21 protein-coding genes are annotated in these 22,920 nt (G+C 71.0%); 15 read left to right on the plus strand and 6 right to left on the minus strand.

Annotation, left to right across the window (positions count from 1 at the left end):
• The first annotated feature begins 22 nt into the window (after positions 1 to 22).
• Positions 23 to 1,213, plus strand: a complete 1,191-nt coding sequence (locus F7R91_RS17625; RefSeq protein WP_150949858.1) for a hypothetical protein — start codon at positions 23 to 25, stop codon at positions 1,211 to 1,213.
• A gap of 5 nt (positions 1,214 to 1,218) precedes the next feature.
• Here the strand turns inward: F7R91_RS17625 and F7R91_RS17630 are convergent, their stop codons facing one another.
• Positions 1,219 to 2,457 carry a glycosyltransferase family 87 protein gene (locus tag F7R91_RS17630; RefSeq protein WP_225320685.1) on the minus strand — a complete coding sequence of 413 codons (1,239 nt, stop codon included), beginning with the start codon at positions 2,455 to 2,457 and terminating at the stop codon, positions 1,219 to 1,221.
• Positions 2,458 to 2,577: 120 nt separating this feature from the next.
• On the opposite strand from F7R91_RS17630, the gene F7R91_RS17635 reads away from it, so the two are divergent.
• A complete protein-coding gene (locus tag F7R91_RS17635) occupies positions 2,578 to 3,720 on the plus strand; it encodes a glycosyltransferase family 4 protein (protein ID WP_150949863.1) in 1,143 nt (380 codons plus the stop codon).
• 166 nt (positions 3,721 to 3,886) lie between these two features.
• Positions 3,887 to 5,509, plus strand: coding sequence for a GMC oxidoreductase (locus F7R91_RS17640; protein ID WP_456243068.1), 1,623 nt, complete (start codon positions 3,887 to 3,889; stop codon positions 5,507 to 5,509).
• Between the two features lie 22 nt (positions 5,510 to 5,531).
• Here F7R91_RS17640 and F7R91_RS17645 read toward each other — a convergent pair whose 3' ends face one another.
• Entirely contained in the window at positions 5,532 to 7,328 is a 1,797-nt protein-coding gene (locus tag F7R91_RS17645; RefSeq protein ID WP_150949866.1) for an AMP-dependent synthetase/ligase, read from the minus strand.
• A gap of 306 nt (positions 7,329 to 7,634) precedes the next feature.
• Between F7R91_RS17645 and F7R91_RS17650 the strand changes: the two genes are divergently transcribed.
• From F7R91_RS17650 to F7R91_RS17675, 6 genes are all read left to right on the plus strand, one after another.
• Positions 7,635 to 8,432, plus strand: a complete 798-nt coding sequence (locus F7R91_RS17650) for a metallophosphoesterase family protein (protein ID WP_150949868.1) — start codon at positions 7,635 to 7,637, stop codon at positions 8,430 to 8,432.
• Between the two features lie 111 nt (positions 8,433 to 8,543).
• Positions 8,544 to 8,984 carry an SRPBCC family protein gene (locus tag F7R91_RS17655; RefSeq protein ID WP_150949870.1) on the plus strand — a complete coding sequence of 147 codons (441 nt, stop codon included), beginning with the start codon at positions 8,544 to 8,546 and terminating at the stop codon, positions 8,982 to 8,984.
• A 73-nt stretch (positions 8,985 to 9,057) separates the two neighbouring features.
• The gene (locus tag F7R91_RS17660; protein ID WP_150949872.1) at positions 9,058 to 10,227 is read left to right on the plus strand and encodes an ArsA family ATPase; all 1,170 of its coding nucleotides are present in this window, start codon (positions 9,058 to 9,060) and stop codon (positions 10,225 to 10,227) included.
• Between the two features lie 57 nt (positions 10,228 to 10,284).
• Positions 10,285 to 10,770 (plus strand): DUF5304 domain-containing protein, encoded by a 486-nt coding sequence (locus F7R91_RS17665; RefSeq protein ID WP_150949873.1) that lies wholly within the window; start codon positions 10,285 to 10,287, stop codon positions 10,768 to 10,770.
• A gap of 116 nt (positions 10,771 to 10,886) precedes the next feature.
• A complete protein-coding gene (locus F7R91_RS17670) occupies positions 10,887 to 11,840 on the plus strand; it encodes an ROK family glucokinase (protein WP_150949875.1) in 954 nt (317 codons plus the stop codon).
• A gap of 174 nt (positions 11,841 to 12,014) precedes the next feature.
• Positions 12,015 to 12,809 carry an endonuclease/exonuclease/phosphatase family protein gene (locus tag F7R91_RS17675; RefSeq protein WP_150949877.1) on the plus strand — a complete coding sequence of 265 codons (795 nt, stop codon included), beginning with the start codon at positions 12,015 to 12,017 and terminating at the stop codon, positions 12,807 to 12,809.
• Between the two features lie 5 nt (positions 12,810 to 12,814).
• Here F7R91_RS17675 and F7R91_RS17680 read toward each other — a convergent pair whose 3' ends face one another.
• Positions 12,815 to 13,435 carry a hypothetical protein gene (locus tag F7R91_RS17680; protein ID WP_150949879.1) on the minus strand — a complete coding sequence of 207 codons (621 nt, stop codon included), beginning with the start codon at positions 13,433 to 13,435 and terminating at the stop codon, positions 12,815 to 12,817.
• Positions 13,428 to 14,240, minus strand: a complete 813-nt coding sequence (locus tag F7R91_RS17685; protein ID WP_150949880.1) for an alpha/beta hydrolase — start codon at positions 14,238 to 14,240, stop codon at positions 13,428 to 13,430. Before F7R91_RS17685 ends, F7R91_RS17680 begins: the two co-directional genes overlap by 8 nt.
• Positions 14,241 to 14,401: 161 nt before the next feature.
• Here F7R91_RS17685 and F7R91_RS17690 point away from each other — a divergent pair, with 161 nt between their 5' ends.
• From F7R91_RS17690 to F7R91_RS17710, 5 genes are all read left to right on the plus strand, one after another.
• Complete coding sequence (locus F7R91_RS17690; protein WP_150949882.1) at positions 14,402 to 15,184, plus strand: lysophospholipid acyltransferase family protein; 783 nt, start codon at positions 14,402 to 14,404, stop codon at positions 15,182 to 15,184.
• Positions 15,185 to 15,225: 41 nt separating this feature from the next.
• Complete coding sequence (gene macS, locus F7R91_RS17695; protein WP_150949884.1) at positions 15,226 to 16,449, plus strand: MacS family sensor histidine kinase; 1,224 nt, start codon at positions 15,226 to 15,228, stop codon at positions 16,447 to 16,449.
• Entirely contained in the window at positions 16,446 to 17,132 is a 687-nt protein-coding gene (locus F7R91_RS17700) for a response regulator (protein ID WP_150949886.1), read from the plus strand. The genes macS and F7R91_RS17700 overlap by 4 nt, the downstream gene beginning before the upstream one ends.
• 109 nt (positions 17,133 to 17,241) lie before the next feature.
• Positions 17,242 to 18,270: a 6-phosphofructokinase gene (locus F7R91_RS17705; RefSeq protein ID WP_150949888.1), complete on the plus strand. Its 1,029-nt coding sequence runs from the start codon at positions 17,242 to 17,244 to the stop codon at positions 18,268 to 18,270.
• Positions 18,271 to 18,350: 80 nt separating this feature from the next.
• Positions 18,351 to 19,343 (plus strand): 2-hydroxyacid dehydrogenase, encoded by a 993-nt coding sequence (locus tag F7R91_RS17710; RefSeq protein WP_150949890.1) that lies wholly within the window; start codon positions 18,351 to 18,353, stop codon positions 19,341 to 19,343.
• Here F7R91_RS17710 and F7R91_RS17715 read toward each other — a convergent pair.
• Entirely contained in the window at positions 19,295 to 21,202 is a 1,908-nt protein-coding gene (locus F7R91_RS17715) for an anthranilate synthase family protein (RefSeq protein ID WP_150949891.1), read from the minus strand. The two genes, F7R91_RS17710 and F7R91_RS17715, sit on opposite strands and share 49 nt — an antisense overlap.
• A gap of 103 nt (positions 21,203 to 21,305) precedes the next feature.
• Positions 21,306 to 21,362, minus strand: coding sequence for a trp operon leader peptide (locus F7R91_RS44250; RefSeq protein WP_076973970.1), 57 nt, complete (start codon positions 21,360 to 21,362; stop codon positions 21,306 to 21,308).
• Positions 21,363 to 21,458: 96 nt separating this feature from the next.
• Here F7R91_RS44250 and F7R91_RS17725 point away from each other — a divergent pair, with 96 nt between their 5' ends.
• Positions 21,459 to 22,811, plus strand: a complete 1,353-nt coding sequence (locus F7R91_RS17725; protein ID WP_150949893.1) for a class II 3-deoxy-7-phosphoheptulonate synthase — start codon at positions 21,459 to 21,461, stop codon at positions 22,809 to 22,811.
• The last annotated feature ends 109 nt before the right edge of the window (positions 22,812 to 22,920 follow it).

The raw sequence follows: 22,920 nt of genomic DNA on the forward strand, positions 1-22,920 counted from the left end.
CGGGCCGCCGTACGATCGGGAAATGGCTGGTCCTGGGCGGGCGTCGAGAGCGCGACTCGTCGCGGCGCTGTGTCTGCTGCTGGTCTCCCTCGTGGCCTGCGGGGGCCGGCCCGCGACCGACAGCGCCGTGGCCGACGTACAGCGGGTCCTGGACCGGCGGGCGACCGCGATCCTCGACCGCGACCGGGCGGCCTTCCTCACCACGGGCGCGCTGAGCTGGTTCGCCAACCTCGGCGCGGTGCCGCTCGCGTCCTGGTCCTACCGGGTCACCGCCGTGCACCGCACCGGTTCCGGGGCCACCGCCGACGTCGAACTCGACTACCGCGTCCAGGGCTACGACCAGGCCCCCGTCGCCGTCGGCCGCACCCTCGACCTGAGCCGGGACGAGGACGGACGGTGGTACGTCGACGCCGAGCGGCCCGCCGCGAACACCCCCCAGCAGCTGTGGGACCAGGGCGAGGTGACCGTCGTACGGGGCGAGCACAGCCTGGTGCTGGGAGTCGGGCAGTCCGGCGAGGCGCTGCACCGGTTCGCGGATCTGGCGGACCGCGCGGTGCCGGCGGTGTCCGGGGTGTGGGGCACCCAGTGGAGCCGGCACGTGGTGGTGCTCGTACCGAGGTCCCTTGAGGGGATGGCCGGGCTGCTCGGTTCGCCCGCCTCCTCCTATCGCGGGATCGCCGCGGTCACCACCGGCGAGACGGGCGCCGCACAGACACCCGCGGACCGGATCATCGTCAATCCCGAGGCGTACGGCGTTCTCGGCGCCGTCGGCAAGCAGGTCGTGCTCACCCACGAGACCACCCATGTCGCCACCCGCACCGCCACGAGCGCCGCCACCCCGCTGTGGCTGTCCGAGGGCTACGCCGACTGGATCGGCTACCGCGCCACCGACCGCACACCGGCCGAGGCCGCCCCGGAACTGTCGCGAGCGGTGTCCGACGGCGAGGTGCCGATGGCACTCCCGGACGACAAGGACTTCGGCTTCACCTCAGACGCCGGCAAGCTGGCCCGGGCCTACGAGGGCGGCTGGATGGCCTGCCGCCTCGTCGCGGACCAGTGGGGCGAGGACCGCCTCGCCGACTTCTACCGAGCGGTGGGCGCACACGGACAGCGTCCCGGCGCGGTCGAGGACGCCATGCGCAGGGTCCTCGACACGACCCCGGAGGAGTTCACCCGCCAGTGGCGCGACTATCTGCGGGCCCGGATGTCCTGACCGGATCAGGAGGAGACGGGGGTCTCGTCGGCGCGGGCGGCCTGAGCCGGGAAGGGGGCGGGCTCGGGCTCGGGCACCGTGGAGCGCCACAGCGCGCGGGCGCCGAGGACCGAGGCGAGGACCAGGAGGCCGTTGCGGACGAACAGGAGGGCGATGCCGCGTGGGGTGCTCTGGACGACGTCCGCGAACCAGATCGGGAACTCCAGCACCGTCACGAAGCACGCCAGCAGGACCAGAGCGGCCGGCAGCCCCATGCGGCTGCCCCGGAAGCACAGACAGACCGCCGCCAGCCCGACCAGCCACACCAGGTACTGCGGGCTGATCACCCGGCTGGTGGTCGTGAACATCAGCACCGCCACGAACGCCGCGTCGGCGGCCGTGTGCGCCCGGAACCGGGTGGCCGTCAGCCGCCACAGCAGCAGCCAGCCGAAGGCGACGCCGGTCAGACACAGCGCGCCCGCGCTCACGACGTTCACATACGGGCCGAGGAATTCCACCGAGCCGTAGTTGAGCAGCACCTCTCCGTCCCAGCCGTGGTGCCGGGCCACATGGAAGACCAGGGAGCCCAGCGACTCCACCTCGGTGCCCCGGTCACGCTGGAAGGTCAGAAAGGCGAAGGCACCGGGCATGGCGATCGCGAACAGTGCCGCCACCGCGACGGCCGTCGCCCCCGCCGCCACCCAGGGGCCCCGCCTGCGCGCCGCGACGAGCAGCAGCACCGGCCACACCTTCAGCATCGCCCCGAAGCCCGCCAGCGCGCCCGCCGTCCGGGGATGCCGGCCGGCCGCGAGCAGCGCCGCGACCGCCACCGCGGTGACCATCACGTCGTAGCGGGCGTAGACGGTCGGGCCGAGCAGCGGCACGCCCGCCACCCACACCCAGGCCCCGCGCAGCGTCCTGCCGGGGCGCCGGCCCGCGTACAGCAGCAGCGACAGGGCCGCGAGGTCGGCGACGAAGGCGAGGACGAAGAAGGCCTGTGCGTACTCCAGGAAGGGCAGCAGCCCGGGGGAGAGGACCGGGAGCGCCGCGGCGGGCGGGTACTGCCAGGTCACGTCGTCGAGCGGGAAGGTGCCGGTGCGCAGTACGTCGTACCAGCCCTGGTAGATGACGGAGACGTCGCTGGTGACGTCCGGGCCCGGGAAGACGTACACCTTGAACACGAAAAGGAGCAGCGACAGCCTGGTCGCGGCCCAGGTCGCCGGCAGCCACACCAGTGACCGCCACGTGCCGCCCGTCGTCTTCACGTGATCCCTGCCCGTCCGCGTTCCGCGTTGAGGAGAACATGATGTCGCGCCCTGCTGTGAGCGTGCCATAAGGCGGCCGGCCGCGGCTGTGAGCAGCCGGTTTCGGTAGGGTCGGCGGCGATGCACAAGACCCTGATCGTCACCAACGACTTCCCGCCCCGGCCGGGCGGCATCCAGGCGTTCCTGCACAACATGGCGCTGCGGCTCGACCCCGGGCGGCTCGTCGTCTACGCCTCGACCTGGAAGCGCGGCCGGGAGGGGACCGAGGCGACCGCCGCCTTCGACGCCGAGCAGCCCTTCACCGTCGTACGCGACCGTACGACGATGCTGCTGCCGACGCCCGGGGTCACCCGGCGGGCCGTCGGGCTGCTGCGCGAGCACGGGTGCACCTCGGTGTGGTTCGGGGCGGCCGCGCCGCTCGGGCTGATGGCCCCGGCGCTGCGCAGGGCGGGCGCCGAGCGGCTGGTGGCCACGACCCACGGCCATGAGGCCGGCTGGGCGCAGCTGCCCGCCGCGCGTCAGCTGCTGCGCCGGATCGGGGAGTCCACGGACACGATCACCTACCTCGGCGAGTACACGCGCTCGCGGATCGCGGCCGCGCTGACCCCGGACGCGGCCGCGCGGATGGTGCAGCTGCCGCCGGGCGTCGACGAGAAGACCTTCCACCCCGGCTCGGGGGGCGACGAGATCCGGGCGCGGCTGGGGCTGACCGACCGGCCGGTGGTCGTCTGCGTCTCCCGGCTGGTGCCGCGCAAGGGGCAGGACACGCTGATCCTGGCCATGCCGCGGATCCTGGCCGCGGAGCCGGAGGCCGTCCTGCTGATCGTGGGCGGCGGGCCGTACGAGAAGGACCTGCGCGGGCTCGCGCAGGAGACCGGGGTCGCCGGCTCGGTGCGCTTCACCGGGGCGGTGCCCTGGTCCGAACTGCCCGCGCACTACGGCGCCGGCGACGTGTTCGCGATGCCGTGCCGGACCCGCCGGGGCGGCCTCGATGTCGAGGGCCTCGGCATCGTGTACCTGGAGGCCTCCGCGACCGGACTGCCCGTGGTCGCCGGAGACTCGGGCGGCGCCCCCGACGCCGTACTGGACGGCGAAACCGGCTGGGTCGTCCCCGGCGGCTCCCCCACGGACACGGCCGACCGCATCACCACCCTCCTCGCCGACCCCGAACTACGCCAGAGGATGGGCGAACGGGGCCGAGCCTGGGTCGAGGAGAAATGGCGCTGGGACATCCTGGCCGAGCACTTGAAGGAACTCCTCTAGGGCAGCGCCCCTTTCAGGGGCGCGGGGAACGGCGCGACAAGCCACACACAACCCGCAGTCGCCCGCCGGCGGGCACCCGGCACCCCAGATGGCGCCCCAAATAAAGGCGAAGCCCCTAGGCGGAACCGGAAAATCCGCTCATGCTGCGCACATGACAGTAAAACTGATGCAGCGTCAGCTGACAAGACGTCAAATCCTAGGCATGCTCGCCCTCCAGACCGCCGCCACGGCAGGCCTCACCCGCATCGGTCTCCAGTCCGCCTCCGCCGTAGAACCCGAACCCGTCGACAACGCCCCCGCCATCGTGATCGGCTCCGGCTACGGCGGCGCCGTGGCCGCCCTCCGCCTCGGCCAGGCCGGCATCCGCACCCTCGTCCTGGAGATGGGCCGCCTGTGGAACACCCCCGGCTCCGACGGCAAGGTCTTCTGCTCCACGGCCGCCCCGGACCAGCGCTCCATGTGGTTCCGCACCCGCACCGAGGCCCCGCTGTCCACCTTCCTGTGGCTGGACGTCGTCAACAAGGACATCAGCCCTTATCCGGGAGTCCTGGACCGCGTGCACTTCGCCGACATGTCCGTGTACGTGGGCCGCGGCGTGGGCGGCGGCTCGCTGGTCAACGGCGGGATGGCGGTCACCCCGCTCCCGTCGTACTTCAGCGAGCAGTTCCCGACCGTGGACGCCGGTGAGATGTACGGAACCTACTTCCCGCGCGCCCGTTCCATGCTCGGTGTCAACACCGTCGACCCCGCCTGGTTCGAGTCCACGGAGTGGTACCGGTTCACCCGCATCTCCCGCAAGCACGCACAGCGGACCGGCCTGCGGACCACCTTCGTGCCGAACGTCTACGACTTCGGCTACATGCAGCGCGAGGCGGCCGGCACGGCGACCAGATCGGCGCTCGGGCAGGAGGTGATCTACGGCAACAACCACGGCAAGCGCAGCCTCGACAAGACCTACCTCGCCTCCGCGCTCGGCACCGGGAACGTCACCATCAACACCATGGAGCGGGTCAGGGCGGTCCACCGGGCCGCCGACGGGACGTACGTCCTGACCGCCGACCGCATCGACACCACCGGCACGGTCGTCGAGACCAAGGAGTACGGCTGTACGTACCTCTTCCTCGCCGGCGGCAGCATCGGCACCACCGAACTCCTCGTCCGCGCACGGGAGACGGGCACGCTGCCCGCCCTCGACGCGAGCGTCGGCACCGGCTGGGGAACCAACGGCAACGTGATGCTGGGCCGCGCCAACCATCTGTGGGACACGGTCGGCGCCAACCAGTCGACCATGCCCGTCATGGGCATCGACGACTGGGCCAACACCGCCAATCCGGTCTTCGCCGAGATCGCTCCGCTGCCCACCGGCCTGGAGCACTGGGTCAGCCTCTATCTGGCGATCACCAAGAACCCGCAACGGGCGTCGTTCTCGTACGACGCGGGAACGGACAAGGTCGGGCTCGGCTGGACGGCGGCCCAGAGCGCCGTCTCCGTCGCGATGGCCAAGAAGCTGTTCGACCGGATCAACCTGGCGAACGCCACCATCTACCGCTACGACCTGTTCGGCTCGTCGAGCAAGGCCTTCGCCGACGACTTCACCTACCACCCGCTGGGCGGCTGTGTGCTGGGCAAGGCGACCGACGACTACGGGAGGGTGAAGGGATATCCGAAGCTGTACGTCACCGACGGCTCGCTCGTGCCGGGGTCGATCGGGGTGAACCCGTTCGTGACGATCACCGCGCTCGCCGAACGGACGATGGCGCGGGTCCTCGTCGAGGACACCGCGCCATGAGCCGTCGCAGGAGCGAGGGGGGCTACTTCTGGTAGATCGCCTCGATCTCGTTCGCGTAGTCCTTCGCCACCACGTTGCGCTTGAGCTTCAGGGACGGCGTCAGGTGGCCCGACTCCTCCGAGAACTGGGAGGACAGAATGCGGAACTTCCGCACCGATTCCGCCTTCGACACCGCGGCGTTGCCGTCGTCGACCGCCGACTGGATCGCGGCCAGCAGGTCGGGGTCCGCGTGCAGCGACGCCGCGGTGGAGCCCTGTGGCTTGCCGTGCTCGGCGGCCCAGCGGCCCAGGAACTCCTCGTCGACGGTGATCAGCGCGCCCACGAACGGCCGCCCGTCGCCCACCACCATGCACTCCGCGACCAGGGCGTGCGCCCGGATGCGGTCCTCGATCACGGCCGGGGCGACGTTCTTGCCGCCCGCGGTGACGATGATCTCCTTCTTGCGGCCGGTGATCCTCAGGTAGCCGTCCTCGTCGAGGGTGCCGATGTCACCGGTGTGGAACCAGCCGTCGGCCAGCGCCTCCGCGGTAGCCGCCTCGTTGTTCCAGTAGCCCTTGAACAGGTGTTCCCCGTGCAGCAGCACCTCGCCGTCGTCCGCGATCCGCACCACCGAGCCGGGCAGCGGCTGGCCGACCGTGCCGATCTTCTGCCGGTCCCAGGGGTTGAAGGCGGTGGCGGCACAGGACTCGGTCAGGCCGTAGCCCTCCAGGACCGTGAAGCCGATACCGCGGAAGAAGTGGCCGAGGCGCTCGCCCAGCGGGGCGCCGCCGGAGATGGCGTACTCGCCCCGGCCGCCGAGCACCGCGCGCAGCTTGCTGTAGACGAGCTTGTCGAACGTCTTGTGCTTGATCTTCAGACCGAAGGACGGGCCCGAGGGCGTGTCCAGGGCCTTGCTGTAGGCGATCGCCGTGTCGGCCGCCTTGTCGAAGATCTTGCCCTTGCCGTCGGCCTGCGCCTTGGCGCGCGCCGAGTTGTAGACCTTCTCGAAGACGCGCGGCACGCCCAGGATCAGCGTCGGCCGGTACGCGGCCAGCTCGTCGGTGAGGTTCTTGATGTCCGGCACATTGCCCAGCTTGATCGGCGCCATCATCGGCGCGATCTGCACGAGCCGCCCGAAGACATGCGCGAGCGGCAGGAAGAGCAGGACGGAGCACTCGCCGGTACGGAACAGCGGCCGCAGACGCTCCACGATGTTCCCGCACTCGGCGAAGAAGCTGCGGTGGGTCAGCACACAGCCCTTGGGCCGGCCGGTGGTGCCGGAGGTGTAGACGATCGTCGCCGGGTCGTCCGCCTTGGCGATCGAGCTGCGCTCCTCGACGGTGGCGTCGCTGATGTCCTTGCCGAGCCGGTCCAGCTCCTCGATCCCGCTGGCCTCGATCTGCCAGACGTGCTTGAGGGCGGGCAGCCGGTCGCGCACCGCGTCGACGGCGGCCGCATGGCCGTCCAGCTCCACGATGCAGGCGGTGGCGCCCGAGTCGGAGAGGATCCACTCGACCTGCTCCGGCGAGCTGGTCTCGTACACCGGAACCGTGATCGCGCCCGCGCACCAGATCGCGAAGTCGAGCAGCGTCCACTCGTAGCGGGTACGGGACATCAGACCCACGCGGTCGCCCGGCTGGACGCCGGAGGCGATGAGGCCCTTGGCGGCGGCGTGTACCTCCGCGAGGAACGCGGTGGCGGTCACGTCGTGCCAGACACCGCCCACCTTGCGGGCGATGACGGCGACATCGGGATGCTGCGCGGCGTTTCTGCGGACGATGTCGGTGAGATTGCCGTCCGAAGGGACCTCGTACAAAGCCGGAAGGCTGAACTCGCGCAAGACTGCTGCTCCTCATAGGGCGCCGGCGCCACGACGTTGTGCGATGCGACGGTGCGGTCCAAGGCTCGGTCAGGTGCTCAGGGATTCAGAAGTTGAAATCCTGAGCACGACTGGACTGCCCGGACGTTACCCGCCGGTATGGCTTTTTCGACAGGGGTTCCCGGCGAGATGTTCCCTGCGTCACACAGAAGGGTGTTCCTTCGCGCACAGTAGTCCACCGGTGCCCCGCGGACTAACTGACTGGCCAGTAGCCTCGGGTCGACCGCCACTGTTCACGTATGCCGCACACGCTTACCCTTGATCGCCATGGCATCCACACCAGGCGGCAACCGCAGGACGCGGGTCCATGTGGTCAGCGATGTGCACGGCAACGCCCGCGACCTGGCCCGCGCCGGAGAGGGCGCCGACGCCCTGATCTGCCTGGGTGACCTCGTCCTCTTCCTGGACTACGCCGACCACTCGCGCGGCATCTTCCCCGACCTGTTCGGCGTCGAGAACACCGACCGCATCGTCGCACTGCGCACCGCCCGCCGCTACGAGGAGGCGCGGGAGTTCGGCGCCCGGCTGTGGGCGGGCATCGGCGCCGACCGGGCGGTCGCGATCGAGAAGGCCGTGCGACGCCAGTACGCCGAGCTGTTCGCCGCGTTCCCCGCACCGACGTACGCGACATACGGCAATGTCGACATGCCGACACTGTGGGGTGAGTACGCCCGGCCCGGCACGACCGTGCTCGACGGGGAGCGGGCCGAGATCGGCGGCTGGGTCTTCGGCTTCGTGGGCGGCGGCCTGAGGACGCCCATGCGCACCCCGTACGAGATCAGCGACGAGGAGTACGCCGCGAAGATCGAGGCCGTGGGGGAGGTGGACGTGCTGTGCACGCACATCCCGCCGGAGGTGCCCGAGCTGGTCTACGACACGGTCGCCCGCCGCTTCGAACGCGGAAGCCGGGCCCTGCTGGACGCGATCCGCCGCACCCGGCCCCGGTACGCGCTGTTCGGCCATGTCCACCAGCCGCTGGTGCGGCGGATGCGGATCGGGGCGACCGAGTGCGTCAACGTCGGTCACTTCGCCGGGTCCGGGCAGCCGTGGGCGCTGGAATGGTGAGAGACCCCAGGTGGGGGTGAAGCCGGGCGGCCCGTGCGCGGTAGCCTTCACGCTGCACACACGTGCGTAGGACGACCTCAGTACCGGCCCGCATCTGGAGGAGCCACGGCGATGGCGGAACACACCAGCTCGAGCATCACGATCGAGGCGGCACCGGCCGACGTCATGGCGGTGATCGCCGACTTCGCCCGCTACCCGGACTGGACCGGCGAGGTGAAGGAGGCCGAGGTCCTCAAGACCGACGAGCACGGCCGTGCCGAGCAGGTCCGCCTGGTCATGGACGCCGGCGCCATCAAGGACGACCAGACCCTCGGCTACACCTGGACCGGCGATCACGAGGTCTCCTGGACCCTGGTCAAGTCCCAGATGCTGCGCTCCCTCGACGGCTCGTACATTCTCAAGCCGGCCGGCGCCGGCTCGACCGAGGTGACGTACCAGCTGACGGTGGACGTCAAGATCCCGATGCTGGGCATGATCAAGCGCAAGGCGGAGAAGGTCATCATCGACCGGGCGCTGGCGGGACTGAAGAAGAGGGTGGAGTCGGGCTCCTAGCCGATCCGGTTGCCGCTGTCGGCAGTCGTTCGGCAACGAGCCTGGACCCCTGCCTCGGTTACCGTTCACCCTCATGCGCACCATCCTGATCACGGGCCCGGGCGGCAGCGGCCGTACGACACTGGCGGCCGCCACCGCGCTCACCGCCGCCCGCGAGGGCACCCGCACCCTCGTCCTCAGCGCCGACCGCACCGACACCCTCGGCGCCGCCCTGGGCACCGGGACCGGCCCGGCCCCGCAGGAGATCGCGCCCCACCTCACGACCTGGCGCCCGGACGCGACCGAGGGGTTCCGCGAGGACCTCACCGCGTTCCAGGCCCGCGCGGCCTCCGCCTTCGAACTCCTCGGCGCCCGCCGCCTCGACCCCGAGGAACTCACCCCCCTCCCCGGCGCCGAGGAGCTCGCCCTGCTGCGCGCCCTGCGCGACGCAGCCCTCGCCGAGAGCCATGACCTCCTGGTCGTCGACCTCCCGCCCACCCACGAGGCCCTCGCACTGCTCGCCCTGCCCGAGGAACTGCGCCGTTATCTGCGCAGGCTGCTCCCGCCCGAGCGGCAGGCGGCCCGCGCCCTGCGCCCGGTCCTCGGCCGCCTCGCCGGCGTCCCCATGCCCGCGGAATGGCTGTACGAGACGGCCGCTCGCTGGGACCTGGAACTCGCCGCCGTGCAGGCTGTCCTCGCCGACCGCGACACGGTCGTACGGCTGGTCGCCGAACCCGGCCCGGCCGGCACCGACGCCGTCCGCACCGCCACGCTCGCCCTCGCCCTGCGCGGTCTGCGCCCCGATCGGCTGGTCGCGAACCGTGTGCTGCCGGAACCCGTGGCGGACAGCTGGCTCGCCGGGCCTCACGCCCAGCAGCGCAAGGCCCTGGACGAGTGGCAGGAGTCGTACGACGTCCGGAATGTCCCCCATCTCGGCCGGGACCCGCGCGGCAGCGACGACCTCGCCGCGCTCCGCGTGCCCGGGGTCAACGGCACCGCCTCCACCATCGAGTGGCCGGTCACCGACCGGCTCGCCGAGGACGGTGTGCTGGTCTGGCACATCCCGCTGCCCGGGGCGACAAGGGACGAGCTGGACCTCGTCCGGCGCGGCGACGAACTCGTCGTCACGGCAGGGCCGTTCCGCCGTATCGTGCCCCTGCCGTCCGCCCTGCGCCGCTGCACCGTCGACGGGGCCGGACTGAAGGGGGGCGAGCTGCGCGTCCGGTTCACGCCGGACCCTGACCTCTGGCCCCGGACGCAGTGAACCGTGCACTCCCGTTCGGGTAACGTCGTAGAGACGAACCGTAGTCAGGAGTCCGTCATGAGCGAAGAGCTCCCCCCGTCCGACGCCCCCGAGGACCCGGCGGCCGACGAGGTACGGGCGACCGACGCCGACGCCTGGGCGACGGCGTGTGCCGAGGATCTCGCGGAGGAGAAGGCCCGCCGCCGCGAGCAGTACGGGCCGCCGCCCGGCTCGGCCGCCGAGGAACTGCGCAAGCTCGTCGACGCCGTCACCGACAAGCTGTCCTCGATCCAGTCCCCGCTGCTCGGCGCGGTCGCCGGACCCGCCGCCCAGCAGGTGGTCAAGCAGGTGGTCCAGCAGGCCAAGGCCGCCGTCGAGCCCGTCATCGAACGCAACCCGGACGTCTTCGACCACCTCGCGGCGGCCGGCAACGAACTCCTCGCCGCCTACCGCTCCGCGGTCCAGGCCCAGGAACGACGGTGGACGACCGAGGAGAAGGACCCGCGCGATCTCGGCGACGGGGGCGACGACGCCGGTCCCGGAGAGCGCATCGACTTGGACTGAAGGGCGCCGATCCCTGTGCCGCCGCAGGGCCGTCCGCCGACCGGACGACGGGAAACCGGCGGCGGGGCCTCGGGTACGGTGGGCCGTAGCGGGGCTCGACCGAAACTGAGGGATTCATGGGACTCACCATCGGCGTCGACATCGGCGGCACGAAGATCGCGGCCGGCGTGGTCGATGAGGAAGGCAACATCCTCTCGACCTACAAGGTGCCGACCCCGGGCACGCCCGAGGCGATCGTGGACGCCATCGCCTCGGCGGTGGAGGGTGCGCACGCCGGTCACGAGATCGTCGGCGTGGGCATCGGTGCCGCCGGCTATGTCAACCGCCAGCGCTCCACGGTCTACTTCGCCCCCAATATCGACTGGCGCCAGGAGCCGCTGAAGGAGAAGGTGGAGGCCCGTGTGGGCCTCCCCGTCGTCGTGGAGAACGACGCCAACGCGGCCGCCTGGGGCGAGTACAAGTTCGGCGCCGGCAAGGGCCACCGCAACGTCATCTGCATCACCCTCGGCACCGGCCTCGGCGGCGGCATCATCATCGGCAACAAGCTGCGCCGCGGCCACTTCGGCGTGGCCGCCGAGTTCGGCCACATCCGGATGGTCCCGGACGGCCTGCTGTGCGGCTGCGGCTCGCAGGGCTGCTGGGAGCAGTACGCCTCCGGGCGGGCCCTCGTCAGATACGCCAAGCAGCGCGCCAACGCCACCCCCGAGAGCGCGGAGGTCCTGCTCGGGCTGGGCGACGGCACCCCCGACGGCATCGAGGGCAAGCACATCTCCATGGCCGCCCGGCAGGGCGACCCGGTCGCCGTCGACTCCTACCGCGAGCTGGCCCGCTGGGCCGGCGCCGGCCTCGCCGACCTCGCCTCCCTCTTCGACCCCTCCGCCTTCATCGTCGGCGGCGGCCTCTCCGACGAGGGCGAACTGGTCCTCGACCCGATCCGCAAGTCCTACAAGCGCTGGCTGGTCGGCGGCAACTGGCGCCCGGTCGCCGATGTGATCGCGGCCGAACTCGGCAACAAGGCGGGCATGGTCGGCGCAGCAGACCTGGCCCGAGAGCCCGACCCGATCATGTAAGGCCCTGTTCACGGCGCGGTGCCTTCGCGCCCCTCCTGGGGCGCGGGGCTGTGTCGCCGTGCGGCTCCACCGCGTGGGCGCGAGGGGCCACCGCAATCCCGCAGCCGCAAACGGGCACATCACCCCGGGCCATCAGGCGCCCCAAACCCACGCCCGACCACGTATCGTGACGGCATGGTGACGCCCCCGCTCCCCAACTCCCGCACGGAACCCGACGGTTCCGCCGTCATCCGCGTCCTCAGCTACAACATCCGCTCCCTGCGCGACGACACCGCCGCCCTCGCCCGGGTGATCACCGCCTGCACCCCGGACCTGGTCCTGATCCAGGAAGCCCCCCGCTTCTTCCGCTGGCGCAAGAAACTGGCCCGCCTCGCGGCCGCGTCCGGACAGGTGATCCTCTCCGGCGGAGCCACGGCCGCGGGCCCGGCGATCCTGTGCTCGCTGCGGGCGACCGTCGAACGCACGGAGGACGTCCTGCTCCCCCTCACCCCGGGGCAGCACCGCCGCGGCTTCGCCACCGCCGTCGTCCGCTTCGGCGGCGCCCGGCTCGGTGTGCTCAGCTGCCATCTGAGCCTCCAGAAGGACGAGCGGTACGAGCAGGGCGGCATGCTCCTCGACCGGCTCGCCGGGATGGGCGTGGAGCACGCGGTGGCAGGCGGCGACATCAACGAGCGCCCCGGCGGCCCCGCGTTCACGAGACTGGCCGCCGGTCTTCAGGACTGCTGGGCGGCGGCCCCCTGGGGCAGCGAGTACACCTGGACGCCGGGCAACCCCTTCCAGCGCATCGACGCGATCTTCGCCACGAAGGGCGTCGAGGTCCTCGGCTGCGGAGTGCCTCCCCCACTCCCGGCTCTGCTCGAGCACGGGGACCCCCATGGCGGCCCCGCGGTGACCGAGGCGGACCTGAGGGCGGCCACGGACCACTTTCCGGTGCTGGCCGCTCTCAGAGTTCCCGCACTCCAGACCTGACGGCGCTAGACAACAGCTCCACGCCCCGGATCGTCGTCCTCGTCGTCGCCGGGGTTCATCCGCATCACCAGCGTGGCGAAGCCGCCCAGGAAGCCGCCGATGCCGAGCGTGGTGAGCCACCAGGTCATGTCCCAGCCGAGCACGACCGCGAGCAGCAGCAGGACCGGCCCGCCGATCACCGCGAGCCAGGCGAACTTCGCGGTCGTGTCGGCGGCCGGCAGCGGCGGCGGCTCCGGGGGTACGAAGTGGCCCTCGTCGTCCTCGTCGAAGTCCTCCTCGGACGGCTCCGGGACGGTGTAGTCGCGCGGGCCGACGCCGGGCGCGAAGGAGATGGAGCCGCCCAGCGGACCCGCGGGCTTCTCCGCCTGCTTCTCCTTCCCCGCGTCGATCTCGCCCTTCTCGCCGTTCTCGTCCCTCTCGTCCTTCTCGTCCTTCGGCTTCTCGTCGTGGGGCTCCGGCTCCGGCAGCGCCAGGTCCTCGACCGACTTGAAGGGCTTGGCGCCCGGCGGGTCCGGCGGCTCCGCGCCGTACCCGGCGACGATCGCGGCCCAGGCGGCCGCCTCGTCGATGGGGACGCCCTTCTCGTCCGGCTCGCGGTCCTCGCGGTCGGAGTCGTGCTCAGCCACCTGTGGCCGTCCCTTCCTGCCTGCGTGTCTGACCCGCGCCCGATGTCTCCTTGCCGGCACCGGGTGCGAGCCGGTCGATGAACGCGAAGCTCTCCTCGAAGATCCGCTCCGCGTCATGGTCCAACGTCGCGACGTGGTAGCTGTGTTCCAGCAGGATCTCCGTCACGTCCGTCGAGGAGACCCGGCCGAGGACCCGCTCGGAGTCGGCCGGCGGCACCACATGGTCCTGCGGGCTGTGCAGGAGCAGCAGCGGCTGGGTGACCTGCGGCAGCTCGCCGTCCACCAGCCGGAAGAACAGACGCAGGGAGTGCGCCGCGTGCAGCGGCACCCTGTCGTACCCCAGCTCCGTGACGCCCTCCTTCGCGATGTCGCTCACGATGCCCTTCGTCGTCGGGACGAAGTGACGGACCACCGGAAGGGCGTGCGCGGTCGCGCCGTGCACCTTGTTGGCGGGGTTGACGGCGATGATCCCGCCGACCGCGTCGCCGTGCTTGGCCGCGAGGCGGAGCGCCAGCGCGGCACCCATCGACAGGCCGGCCACGAACACCTTCTCGCAGCGCTCGCCCAGCAGGCGCAGCTCGCGGTCCACCTCCGCGTACCAGTCCTGCCAGCCGGTGAGCTGCATGTCCTCCCAGCGCGTGCCGTGCCCGGGCAGCAGCGGCAGCGAGACGGACAGCCCGCGCCCGGCGAGATGCTCCGCCCAGGGGCGCAGCGACTGGGGCGAGCCGGTGAAGCCGTGGCAGAGGAGGACGCCTGCCTCCCCGCCCTCGTGGCGGAACGGCTCGGCTCCGGGGAGCACCGGCACCTTCGGGTCTCCTGTCCATCGGAGGGGCGTGAACAAGTCCAGGTGTGGTTCACCGTACGCGACCGCACTGACACCGACCAGGGTCGTCGGGGCCTTTGACGGAGAGCCGGGTTAAGGTCTGATCTACAGATACAGGAGGCACTCGGTTGTTGTACGGCGCGATGAAGGTATCCATCGGGGGGCCGCTGAAGCTCGCCTTCAGACCCTGGGTGGAAGGCCTGGAGAACGTACCCGCCGAGGGTGCCGCGATCCTGGCGAGCAACCACCTCTCCTTCTCGGACTCGTTCTTCCTGCCGGCGGTCCTCGACCGCAAGGTGACCTTCATCGCGAAGGCCGAGTACTTCACCACGCCCGGGGTGAAGGGCCGGCTGACGGCCGCCTTCTTCAAGGGTGTCGGCCAGCTCCCGGTGGACCGCTCCGGTGCGCGCGGCGCGGGTGAGGCCGCGATCAGGAGCGGTGTAGAGGTGCTGGAGCGCGGGGAGCTGTTCGGGATCTACCCCGAGGGCACCCGGTCGCCCGACGGCCGGCTCTACCGCGGCAAACCGGGCGGCCTCGCGCGCGTGGCGCTGGCCACCGGCGCGCCGGTCATACCGGTCGCCATGATCGACACGGAAAAGATCCAGCCGCCCGGCAAGGTCGTGCCGAAGCTGATGAGGCCCGGCATACGCATCGGCAAGCCGCTGGACTTCAGCCGCTACCAGGGCATGGAGCACGACCGGTTCGTGCTCCGGGCGGTGACCGACGAGGTCATGTACGAAATCATGAAGCTCTCCGGCCAGGAGTACGTCGACATGTACGCGGCCGCCGCCAAGCGGCAGATCGCGGAGGCGGCGAAGGCCGGGAAGGAAGCGGAGAAGGCGGAGCAGAAGGCGGCGAAGGCCGCACTCGCGCAGGCCGAGAAGGACAAGACGGACCGGGCGGACAAGGACACGTCCGCGTCCTAGACAGGGCGGCCCGGGGCTCGGAGGTGGGGGCGGTGGGGGGAATGGCCAGGCGCGAGCGCGTCATGCGCATGTCCGTCGAGCAGCCGTTGTGGCGTGCGCTCAGCGGCTACCGGGTGCTCACGATGCTGTACGCGGTCGGCCTCTTCGCCACCGCCTACGACCGGTTCGCCCGGCCCTGGGTCGCCGTCACCTACTACTGCGTCCTGTTCGTCTGGACGCTGGCCACCCTGCCGAGGGTCGCGAACGCGGCGAGCTGCACCAAGCGCTTCCTCGCCGTCGACCTGACCATCGCCCTCACCGGCATCATGCTCACGCCGGTCGCCGACGCGCACGAGCGGATCCAGGAGGGCGGTCCGACGCTGCCGTCGATCTGGACCGCGGGCTCGGTCCTGGCCTTCGCCATCAAGGGCGGCTGGCGCTGGGCGGCCCTCGCCTCCACGCTCGTCGCCGTCGCCAACCTCGTCGAGCGCGGCACCCCGGCCCGCGACACCATCCACAACGTGGTCCTCGTCTGGGTCGCCTCCATCGCCATCGGATACGTCGTCGAGGTCGCCCGCGCCTCCGAGCGCACCCTCGCCCGTGCCCTGGAGATCGAGGCCGCGACCCGTGAACGCGAGCGGCTCGCCCGCGACATCCACGACAGCGTCCTTCAGGTGCTGGCCATGGTGCAGAGGCGCGGCGCCGTCATCGGCGGCGAGGCGGCCGAGCTGGGCCGGATGGCCGGTGAGCAGGAGGTGGCGCTGCGCACGCTGGTCTCCGGCGGTCTCGTGCCCGTCTCCCGGGCCTCGGAGGACGCGTCCGAGGGGGCCGTCGTACGGACCGTGGAGGAACCGGACGACGACGGGCCGGTCGATCTGCGCATCCTGCTCGCCCCGCACGCCGCCGCGAGGGTCAGCCTCGCCGAGCCCGGTGCTCCCGTGCCGCTGCCGCCGGTCGCCGCGCGGGAGTTGGCCGCGGCCGTCGGGGCCGCTCTGGACAATGTCCGCAGACATGCCGGGGAGCACGCGCGCGCGTGGATCCTGGTCGAGGACGAGCCCGACTCCGTGATCGTGACCGTACGGGACGACGGACCCGGCATCCCCGAGGGGCGGCTCGCGCAGGCGGAGGGCGAGGGCCGCATGGGCGTTGCCCTGTCGATCCGGGGCCGGCTGCGCGATCTGGGCGGCAGCGCCGATCTGATCTCGGTGCCCGGCCAGGGGACGGAGGTCGAGCTGAAGGTACCGAAGGACACGAAGGTTTCACGGGGGAAGGCGGAGCAGCGATGACGGACACCGGCGGCCGGCAGGACCCGATCAAGGTCATGGTGGTCGACGACCACCCCATGTGGCGCGACGCCGTCGCCCGCGACCTGGCCGAGTCGGGCTTCGAGGTGGTCGCCACCGCCGGTGACGGCGACCAGGCCGTGCGCCGCGCCAGGGCGGCCGCTCCGGACGTCCTCGTGCTCGACCTCAATCTGCCCGCGAAGCCGGGGGTCCAGGTCTGCAAGGAACTCGTCGGCGCCAACCCGGCGCTGCGCGTGCTGGTGCTGTCGGCGAGCGGTGAGCACGCCGACGTACTGGAGGCCGTGAAGTCGGGTGCCACGGGTTATCTGCTGAAGTCGGCCTCGACCGAGGAGCTGCTCGACGCGGTGCGCCGCACGGCGGTCGGCGACCCCGTCTTCACGCCCGGCCTCGCGGGTCTGGTGCTCGGCGAGTACCGCCGCCTCGCCTCCGAGCCCGCGCCCGCCCCGGACACCGACCAGCCGGGCGCCCCGCAGCTCACCGACCGGGAGACCGAGGTGCTGCGGCTGGTCGCCAAGGGCCTGAGCTACAAGCAGATCGCCGAACGCCTGGTCATCTCCCATCGCACGGTCCAGAACCATGTGCAGAACACCCTCGGGAAGCTGCAATTGCACAACCGTGTGGAGCTGGTGCGCTACGCGATCGAGCGGGGGCTTGACGACGCGTAAACCAACCATCTGACGATTCACCGGAATTGCCGTTCCCGCGCCCTCCTGAGTGACCTGGATCACTACTAGCGTGAACCCCAGCAGGCAACCGCGGCGAAGGGATATTTCCATGCGGGTCGGAGTACTCACCGGAGGCGGCGACTGCCCCGGGCTCAACGCCGTCATCCGGGGCATCGTGCGTAAGGGCGTGCAGCAGTACGGCTATGACTTCGTCGGCTTCCGGGACGGCTGGCGAGGGCCCCTCGAAGGCGACACCGTCCGTCTCGACATCTCCGCCGTGCGTGGCATCCTGCCCCGTGGCGGCACCATTCTCGGATCCTCGCGGACGAATCCGCTCAAGCAGGACAACGGCATCCGCCGTATCAAGGAGAATCTGGCCAAGCTGGAGATCGAAGCGCTGATCACGATCGGCGGCGAGGACACCCTGGGGGTCGCCGCGCGGCTGTCCGACGAGTACGGCGTGCCGTGCGTCGCCGTCCCGAAGACGATCGACAACGATCTGTCGGCCACCGACTACACCTTCGGTTTCGACACGGCGGTCGGTATCGCGACGGAGGCGATCGACCGGCTGCACACCACCGCCGAGTCGCACATGCGGGTTCTGGTCTGCGAGGTGATGGGCCGCCACGCCGGCTGGATCGCCATCCACTCGGGCCTGGCCGGTGGCGCGAACGTCATCCTGATCCCCGAGCGGCGCTTCGACGTGGACCAGGTGTGCGCCTGGGTGACCTCCCGCTTCAAGGCGTCGTACGCGCCGATCGTGGTCGTCGCGGAGGGAGCCATGCCGCAGGACGGGGACATGGTTCTCAAGGACGAGTCGCTGGACTCCTTCGGACATGTGCGGCTGTCCGGCGTCGGCGAGTGGCTGGCGAAGGAGATCGAGAAGCGCACCGGCAAGGAGGCCCGTACGACCGTCCTCGGGCACATCCAGCGGGGCGGCACCCCGAGCGCCTTCGACCGCTGGCTCGCCACCCGCTTCGGGCTGCACGCCATCGAGGCCGTCCGGGACGGCGACTTCGGCAAGATGGTCGCGTTGCGCGGCACGGACATCGTCCGCGTCCCGATCGGCGACGCGACGGTCAGGCTGAAGACGGTGGATCCCGCGCTGTACGAGGAGGTCGGGGTGTTCTTCGGCTGACCGCACCTGGCCCGGTGCACCGGGCCACGGGCCGTATATTCGCCGTATTCGGACCGTGGCCCGGCAGAACGGGAGAGGTTGTGGAGATTCTCGCCTTCGGTGTGCAGGCCGACGAGAAGCCCCTGATCGTGCAGGCCTTCCAGGACCACGAGGTCCGCTGCCTGGATGTCTTCCTCAACGAGGACACCGCCCCCATCGCGGCCGGCTACGAGGTCGTCTCGACCAGCGTCAACGCCGAACTCGGCCCCCGCGTCCTGCAGATCCTCGATGCCGGCGGCACCCGGATGATCGCCCAGCGCTCCACCGGGTTCAACAACATCGACCTCAGGACCGCCGAACGTCTAGGCATGACGGTCGCCCGGGTCTCGTCCTACTCGCCCTACTCGGTCGCCGAGTTCGCCTGGACCCTCGCCATGGCGGTCAACCGCCGGATCGTCCGGGCCTCCATCCGCACCCGCGACTTCGACTTCCGCCTCGACGGCCTGCTGGGCCGTGACATGCACGGGAGGACCGCCGGGATCCTCGGCACCGGAAAGATCGGCGAGGCGTTCAGCCGGATCGCCCACGGCTTCGGCATGAGGCTCCTCGGCTGGGACGTGGCCGAGAACCCGGCCTGTGCGGAACTCGGCATGACATACGTCTCCAAGGAGCAGCTCCTCGCCGAGTCCGACCTGATCACCCTGCATGTCCCGCTGATGCCCGAGACCCAGCATCTGCTCGACGCCGCAGCCCTGAAGGCGATGAAGGACGACGCGATCCTGGTGAACTCCAGCCGCGGCGGCCTGATCGACACCGCGGCCCTCGTCATGGAACTGCGCGAGGGCCGCTTCACGGGTGTCGGACTGGACGTCTACGAGGCGGAGGCCGGCATCTTCTACCTCGACAAGTCCCTGGAGACCGTCGAGGACGACACCCTGGCCCGCCTCGTCACCTTCCCCAACGTCCTGGTCACCTCCCACCAGGCGTACTACACCGAGGACGCGGTCCGGCAGATCATCGACGCCACCGTGCGCAACGTCCTCGACTACAGGGCCGGCCGCCGCTCCGGGAACGTGCTGGTGCCGCGGAGCTGACCCACCAGTTCCCGGACGACCGCGGCGCCGTTCAGCGTGAGCACCGACTCCGGGTGGAACTGGACCGCGGCGACTGCGCTCCTGGGCGCGCCTCCGGGACGACGTGGCCCGCGCAGGGCGTGCACCTCGCCGCTCGCGCTGCGGCTGACCTCGATGCCGTGCGCGGCCAGCTCCGCGGCCGCATCGTCGTCGCAGTGCGCCACGAAGCTGTTGTAGAAGCCGACGGTCTCCGGCCGCCCGAACAGATCGATCTCCGTCTGCGCCCCCTGGTACGGAACCTCCTTCCGTACGATCCGAAGGCCCAGCTCGGCCGCGATCAGCTCGTGCCCGAGGCAGACACCGAGGACGCCGTGCCGGTGCCCCCGGATCACCTCGGCCGTCAGGGCGCGCAGGAACCGCATCTTGGGGTCGGCCACATCCCCCGGATCACCCGGCCCCGGACCGAGGACGACCGGCCCCTCGTGCGCGAGCACCGCCTCGCGCAGCCCCGGCACGTCGAACCGCCGGACGGTCACCTCCAGGCCGCTGGAACGCAGGACATGGGCGAGCATCGCCGTGAAGGTGTCCTCCCCGTCGACGACCAGGGCGTGGCCTTCGAGGGCGCCCGACCTCTCCTGCATCCGCAGCCAGAAGGGGGCGAGCGAAGCCCGTCGCCCGTCCAGCGCGGCCCGCACCCGCGGGTCGTCGGCCAGCCGCGGCCGTACGCTCTCCTCCCGCGGCCTCCGCGCGCGCACGCCCAGCGCCGCCAGCACCCCCGCCGCCTTGGCATGCGTCTCCGCGACCTCGCCCGCCGGGTCCGAGCCCCGGACGAGGGTGGCGCCGACGGGCACCCGCAGCCCCCCGTCCCTGTCGATGTCGGCGGTCCGGATGAGAATGGGGGAGTCGAGGGTCTGGGCACCGCCCGAGTCCCGGCCCAGGAGCGCCAGCGCTCCGGCGTAGTAGCCGCGCCCCCCGGCCTCGTGCCGCTCGATGACCCGGCACGCGTTCTGCACCGGCGAGCCGGTGACGGTCGCGGCGAACATGGTCTCCCTCAGCACCTCCCGAGCATCCAGCGACGACCGGCCGCGCAGCTCGTACTCGGTGTGCGCGAGGTGCGCCATCTCCTTCAGCCGCGGCCCGACGACGACCCCGCCCATGTCGCCGACCGTGCACATCATCTTGAGCTCCTCGTCGACGACCATCGACAGCTCCTCGATCTCCTTGCCGTCGGCGAGGAAGCCGAGCAGGTGCTCGGATGACGGCCCCTCGGCGGGATAGCGGTACGTCCCGCTGATCGGGTTCATGACGACCGTGCCGCCGGACATCCGCACATGCACCTCGGGACTGGCGCCGACCAGGGTCCGCTCGCCGGTGTGCACGACGAAGGTCCAGTACGCTCCCCGCTCCCCTTCCAGGAGCCGCCGGAACAGCGCGAGCGCGTCGGCGCGCCCGAACCCCGGGAGCTCACCCTCGTACGTCCGCCGGATCACGAAGTTCGCGCCCTCGCCACGCCCGATCTCCTCCCGCAGCACCCGCCCGACGATCTCCGCGTACTCCTCGTCGCCGACGTCGAAGCCACCGCCCTCGACGCGCACGTCGTGCGACGGGAGCCGGTCCAGGGCGTCGGCGAGCGGGATGCCGTACGACTCCTCGGGCGTCAGCGCCGTCAGGGGTGTGCCGTCGTCCCGGACGTCGAAGCCGCGCTCGCGGATCTGGCGGAACGGGACCAGGGCGAGGCACTCGTCGGGGAGGTCGGCGAGGCGGTCGTAGGCGGCGACCGGGCCGACGAAGACCTCGACCAGCTCCTGATCGTGACCCGGTGTGCGGCGGCGGAGCAGGGCGAAGGGGCGGGGGTCGTGCAGGAGCTGGGCCAAGTCCATGGTTCCTCTTCCGTCGATGTGCGTCGATGTCGGCGAGGAACGACCCCGGGAACGCCGAAGGCCGCCCCTCGGGCGGCCTTCGCGAAGTCTTGCGTACGCGCAGTCAGTGGGCCGCCGGGTGAGCGGTCCACCACCAGTTCTGGATCGAGTGCGCGAACATGGCAGGCACCCTACCCCAAGTCCGAGGCGTGTAGCCCGTGTCTCATTTGCTGGGCATGGCGAAGGATGCCCCACACGACCCCGTAGTGTTGAGGTCGTGACCGTGACCGCTAAGACCAGCCCGACCGCTGGCAACACCTGGCACAATCTGCCCGCGGCGCAGCAGCCCGAGTACCCCGACACCGAGGCTCTGCGCGCAGTGATCGCCGACCTCGAGTCGTATCCGCCACTCGTCTTCGCGGGCGAGTGCGACCAGCTGCGCACCCGATTGGCGGCCGTCGCCAAGGGTGAGGCGTTCCTCCTCCAGGGCGGCGACTGCGCCGAGGCCTTCGACGCGGTGTCCGCCGACCACATCCGCAACAAGCTCAAGACCCTGCTGCAGATGGGCGCCGTGCTGACGTACGCCGCGTCCGTACCCGTGGTGAAGGTCGGCCGGATCGCCGGCCAGTACTCCAAGCCGCGTTCCAAGCCGACCGAGACCCGCGACGGCGTGACGCTCCCGACCTACCGGGGCGACTCCGTCAACGGCTTCGACTTCACCGAGGCCGCCCGCGTCCCGGACCCCGAGCGTCTGAAGCGCATGTACCACGCGTCCGCCTCCACGCTGAACCTGGTGCGCGCCTTCACCACCGGCGGTTACGCCGATCTGCGCCAGGTGCACGCGTGGAACCAGGACTTCGTGAAGTCGTCCCCGTCAGGCCAGCGCTACGAACAGCTCGCCCGTGAGATCGACAACGCCCTCCACTTCATGCACGCCTGCGGGGCCGACCCGGAGGAGTTCAAGACCGTCGAGTTCTACGCCTCCCACGAGGCGCTGCTGCTCGACTACGAGTCCGCGCTGACCAGGGTCGACTCCCGTACCGGTCATCTGTACGACGTCTCCGGCCACATGGTGTGGGTCGGTGAGCGCACCCGGCAGCTGGACCACGCGCACATCGAGTTCGCCTCGAAGATCCGCAACCCGATCGGCATCAAGCTCGGCCCGACCACCACGGCCGAGGAGGCGCTGCAGTACATCGACCGCCTCGACCCGGAGCGTGAGCCGGGCCGCCTCACCTTCATCGTCCGTATGGGCGCCGACAAGATTCGCGACAAGCTCCCCGAGCTGGTCGAGAAGGTCACGGCGTCCGGCGCGGTGGTGGCCTGGGTGACCGACCCGATGCACGGCAACACCTTCGAGGCCGCCTCCGGCCACAAGACCCGCCGCTTCGACGATGTGCTCGACGAGGTCAAGGGCTTCTTCGAGGTCCACAAGAGCCTGGGCACCCACCCGGGCGGCATCCATGTGGAGCTCACCGGCGACGACGTCACCGAGTGCGTGGGCGGCGGCGACGAGATCTTCGTCGACGATCTGCACCAGCGCTACGAGACGGCCTGCGACCCGCGTCTGAACCGCAGCCAGTCCCTCGACCTGGCGTTCCTCGTCGCGGAGATGTACCGGGACCAGTAGCACTCCTGGTGCATGCGCACCTGTTACATACGTGGAGTGGGGCGCGGATCACATACGATCCGCGCCCCCCCACAAAATTTGGAAAGCAGGGTGGCGGGGAAGGGTATTT

It is taken from the genome of Streptomyces luteolifulvus, from assembly GCF_008806595.1.
GTDB classification, from domain to species: domain Bacteria; phylum Actinomycetota; class Actinomycetes; order Streptomycetales; family Streptomycetaceae; genus Streptomyces; species Streptomyces luteolifulvus.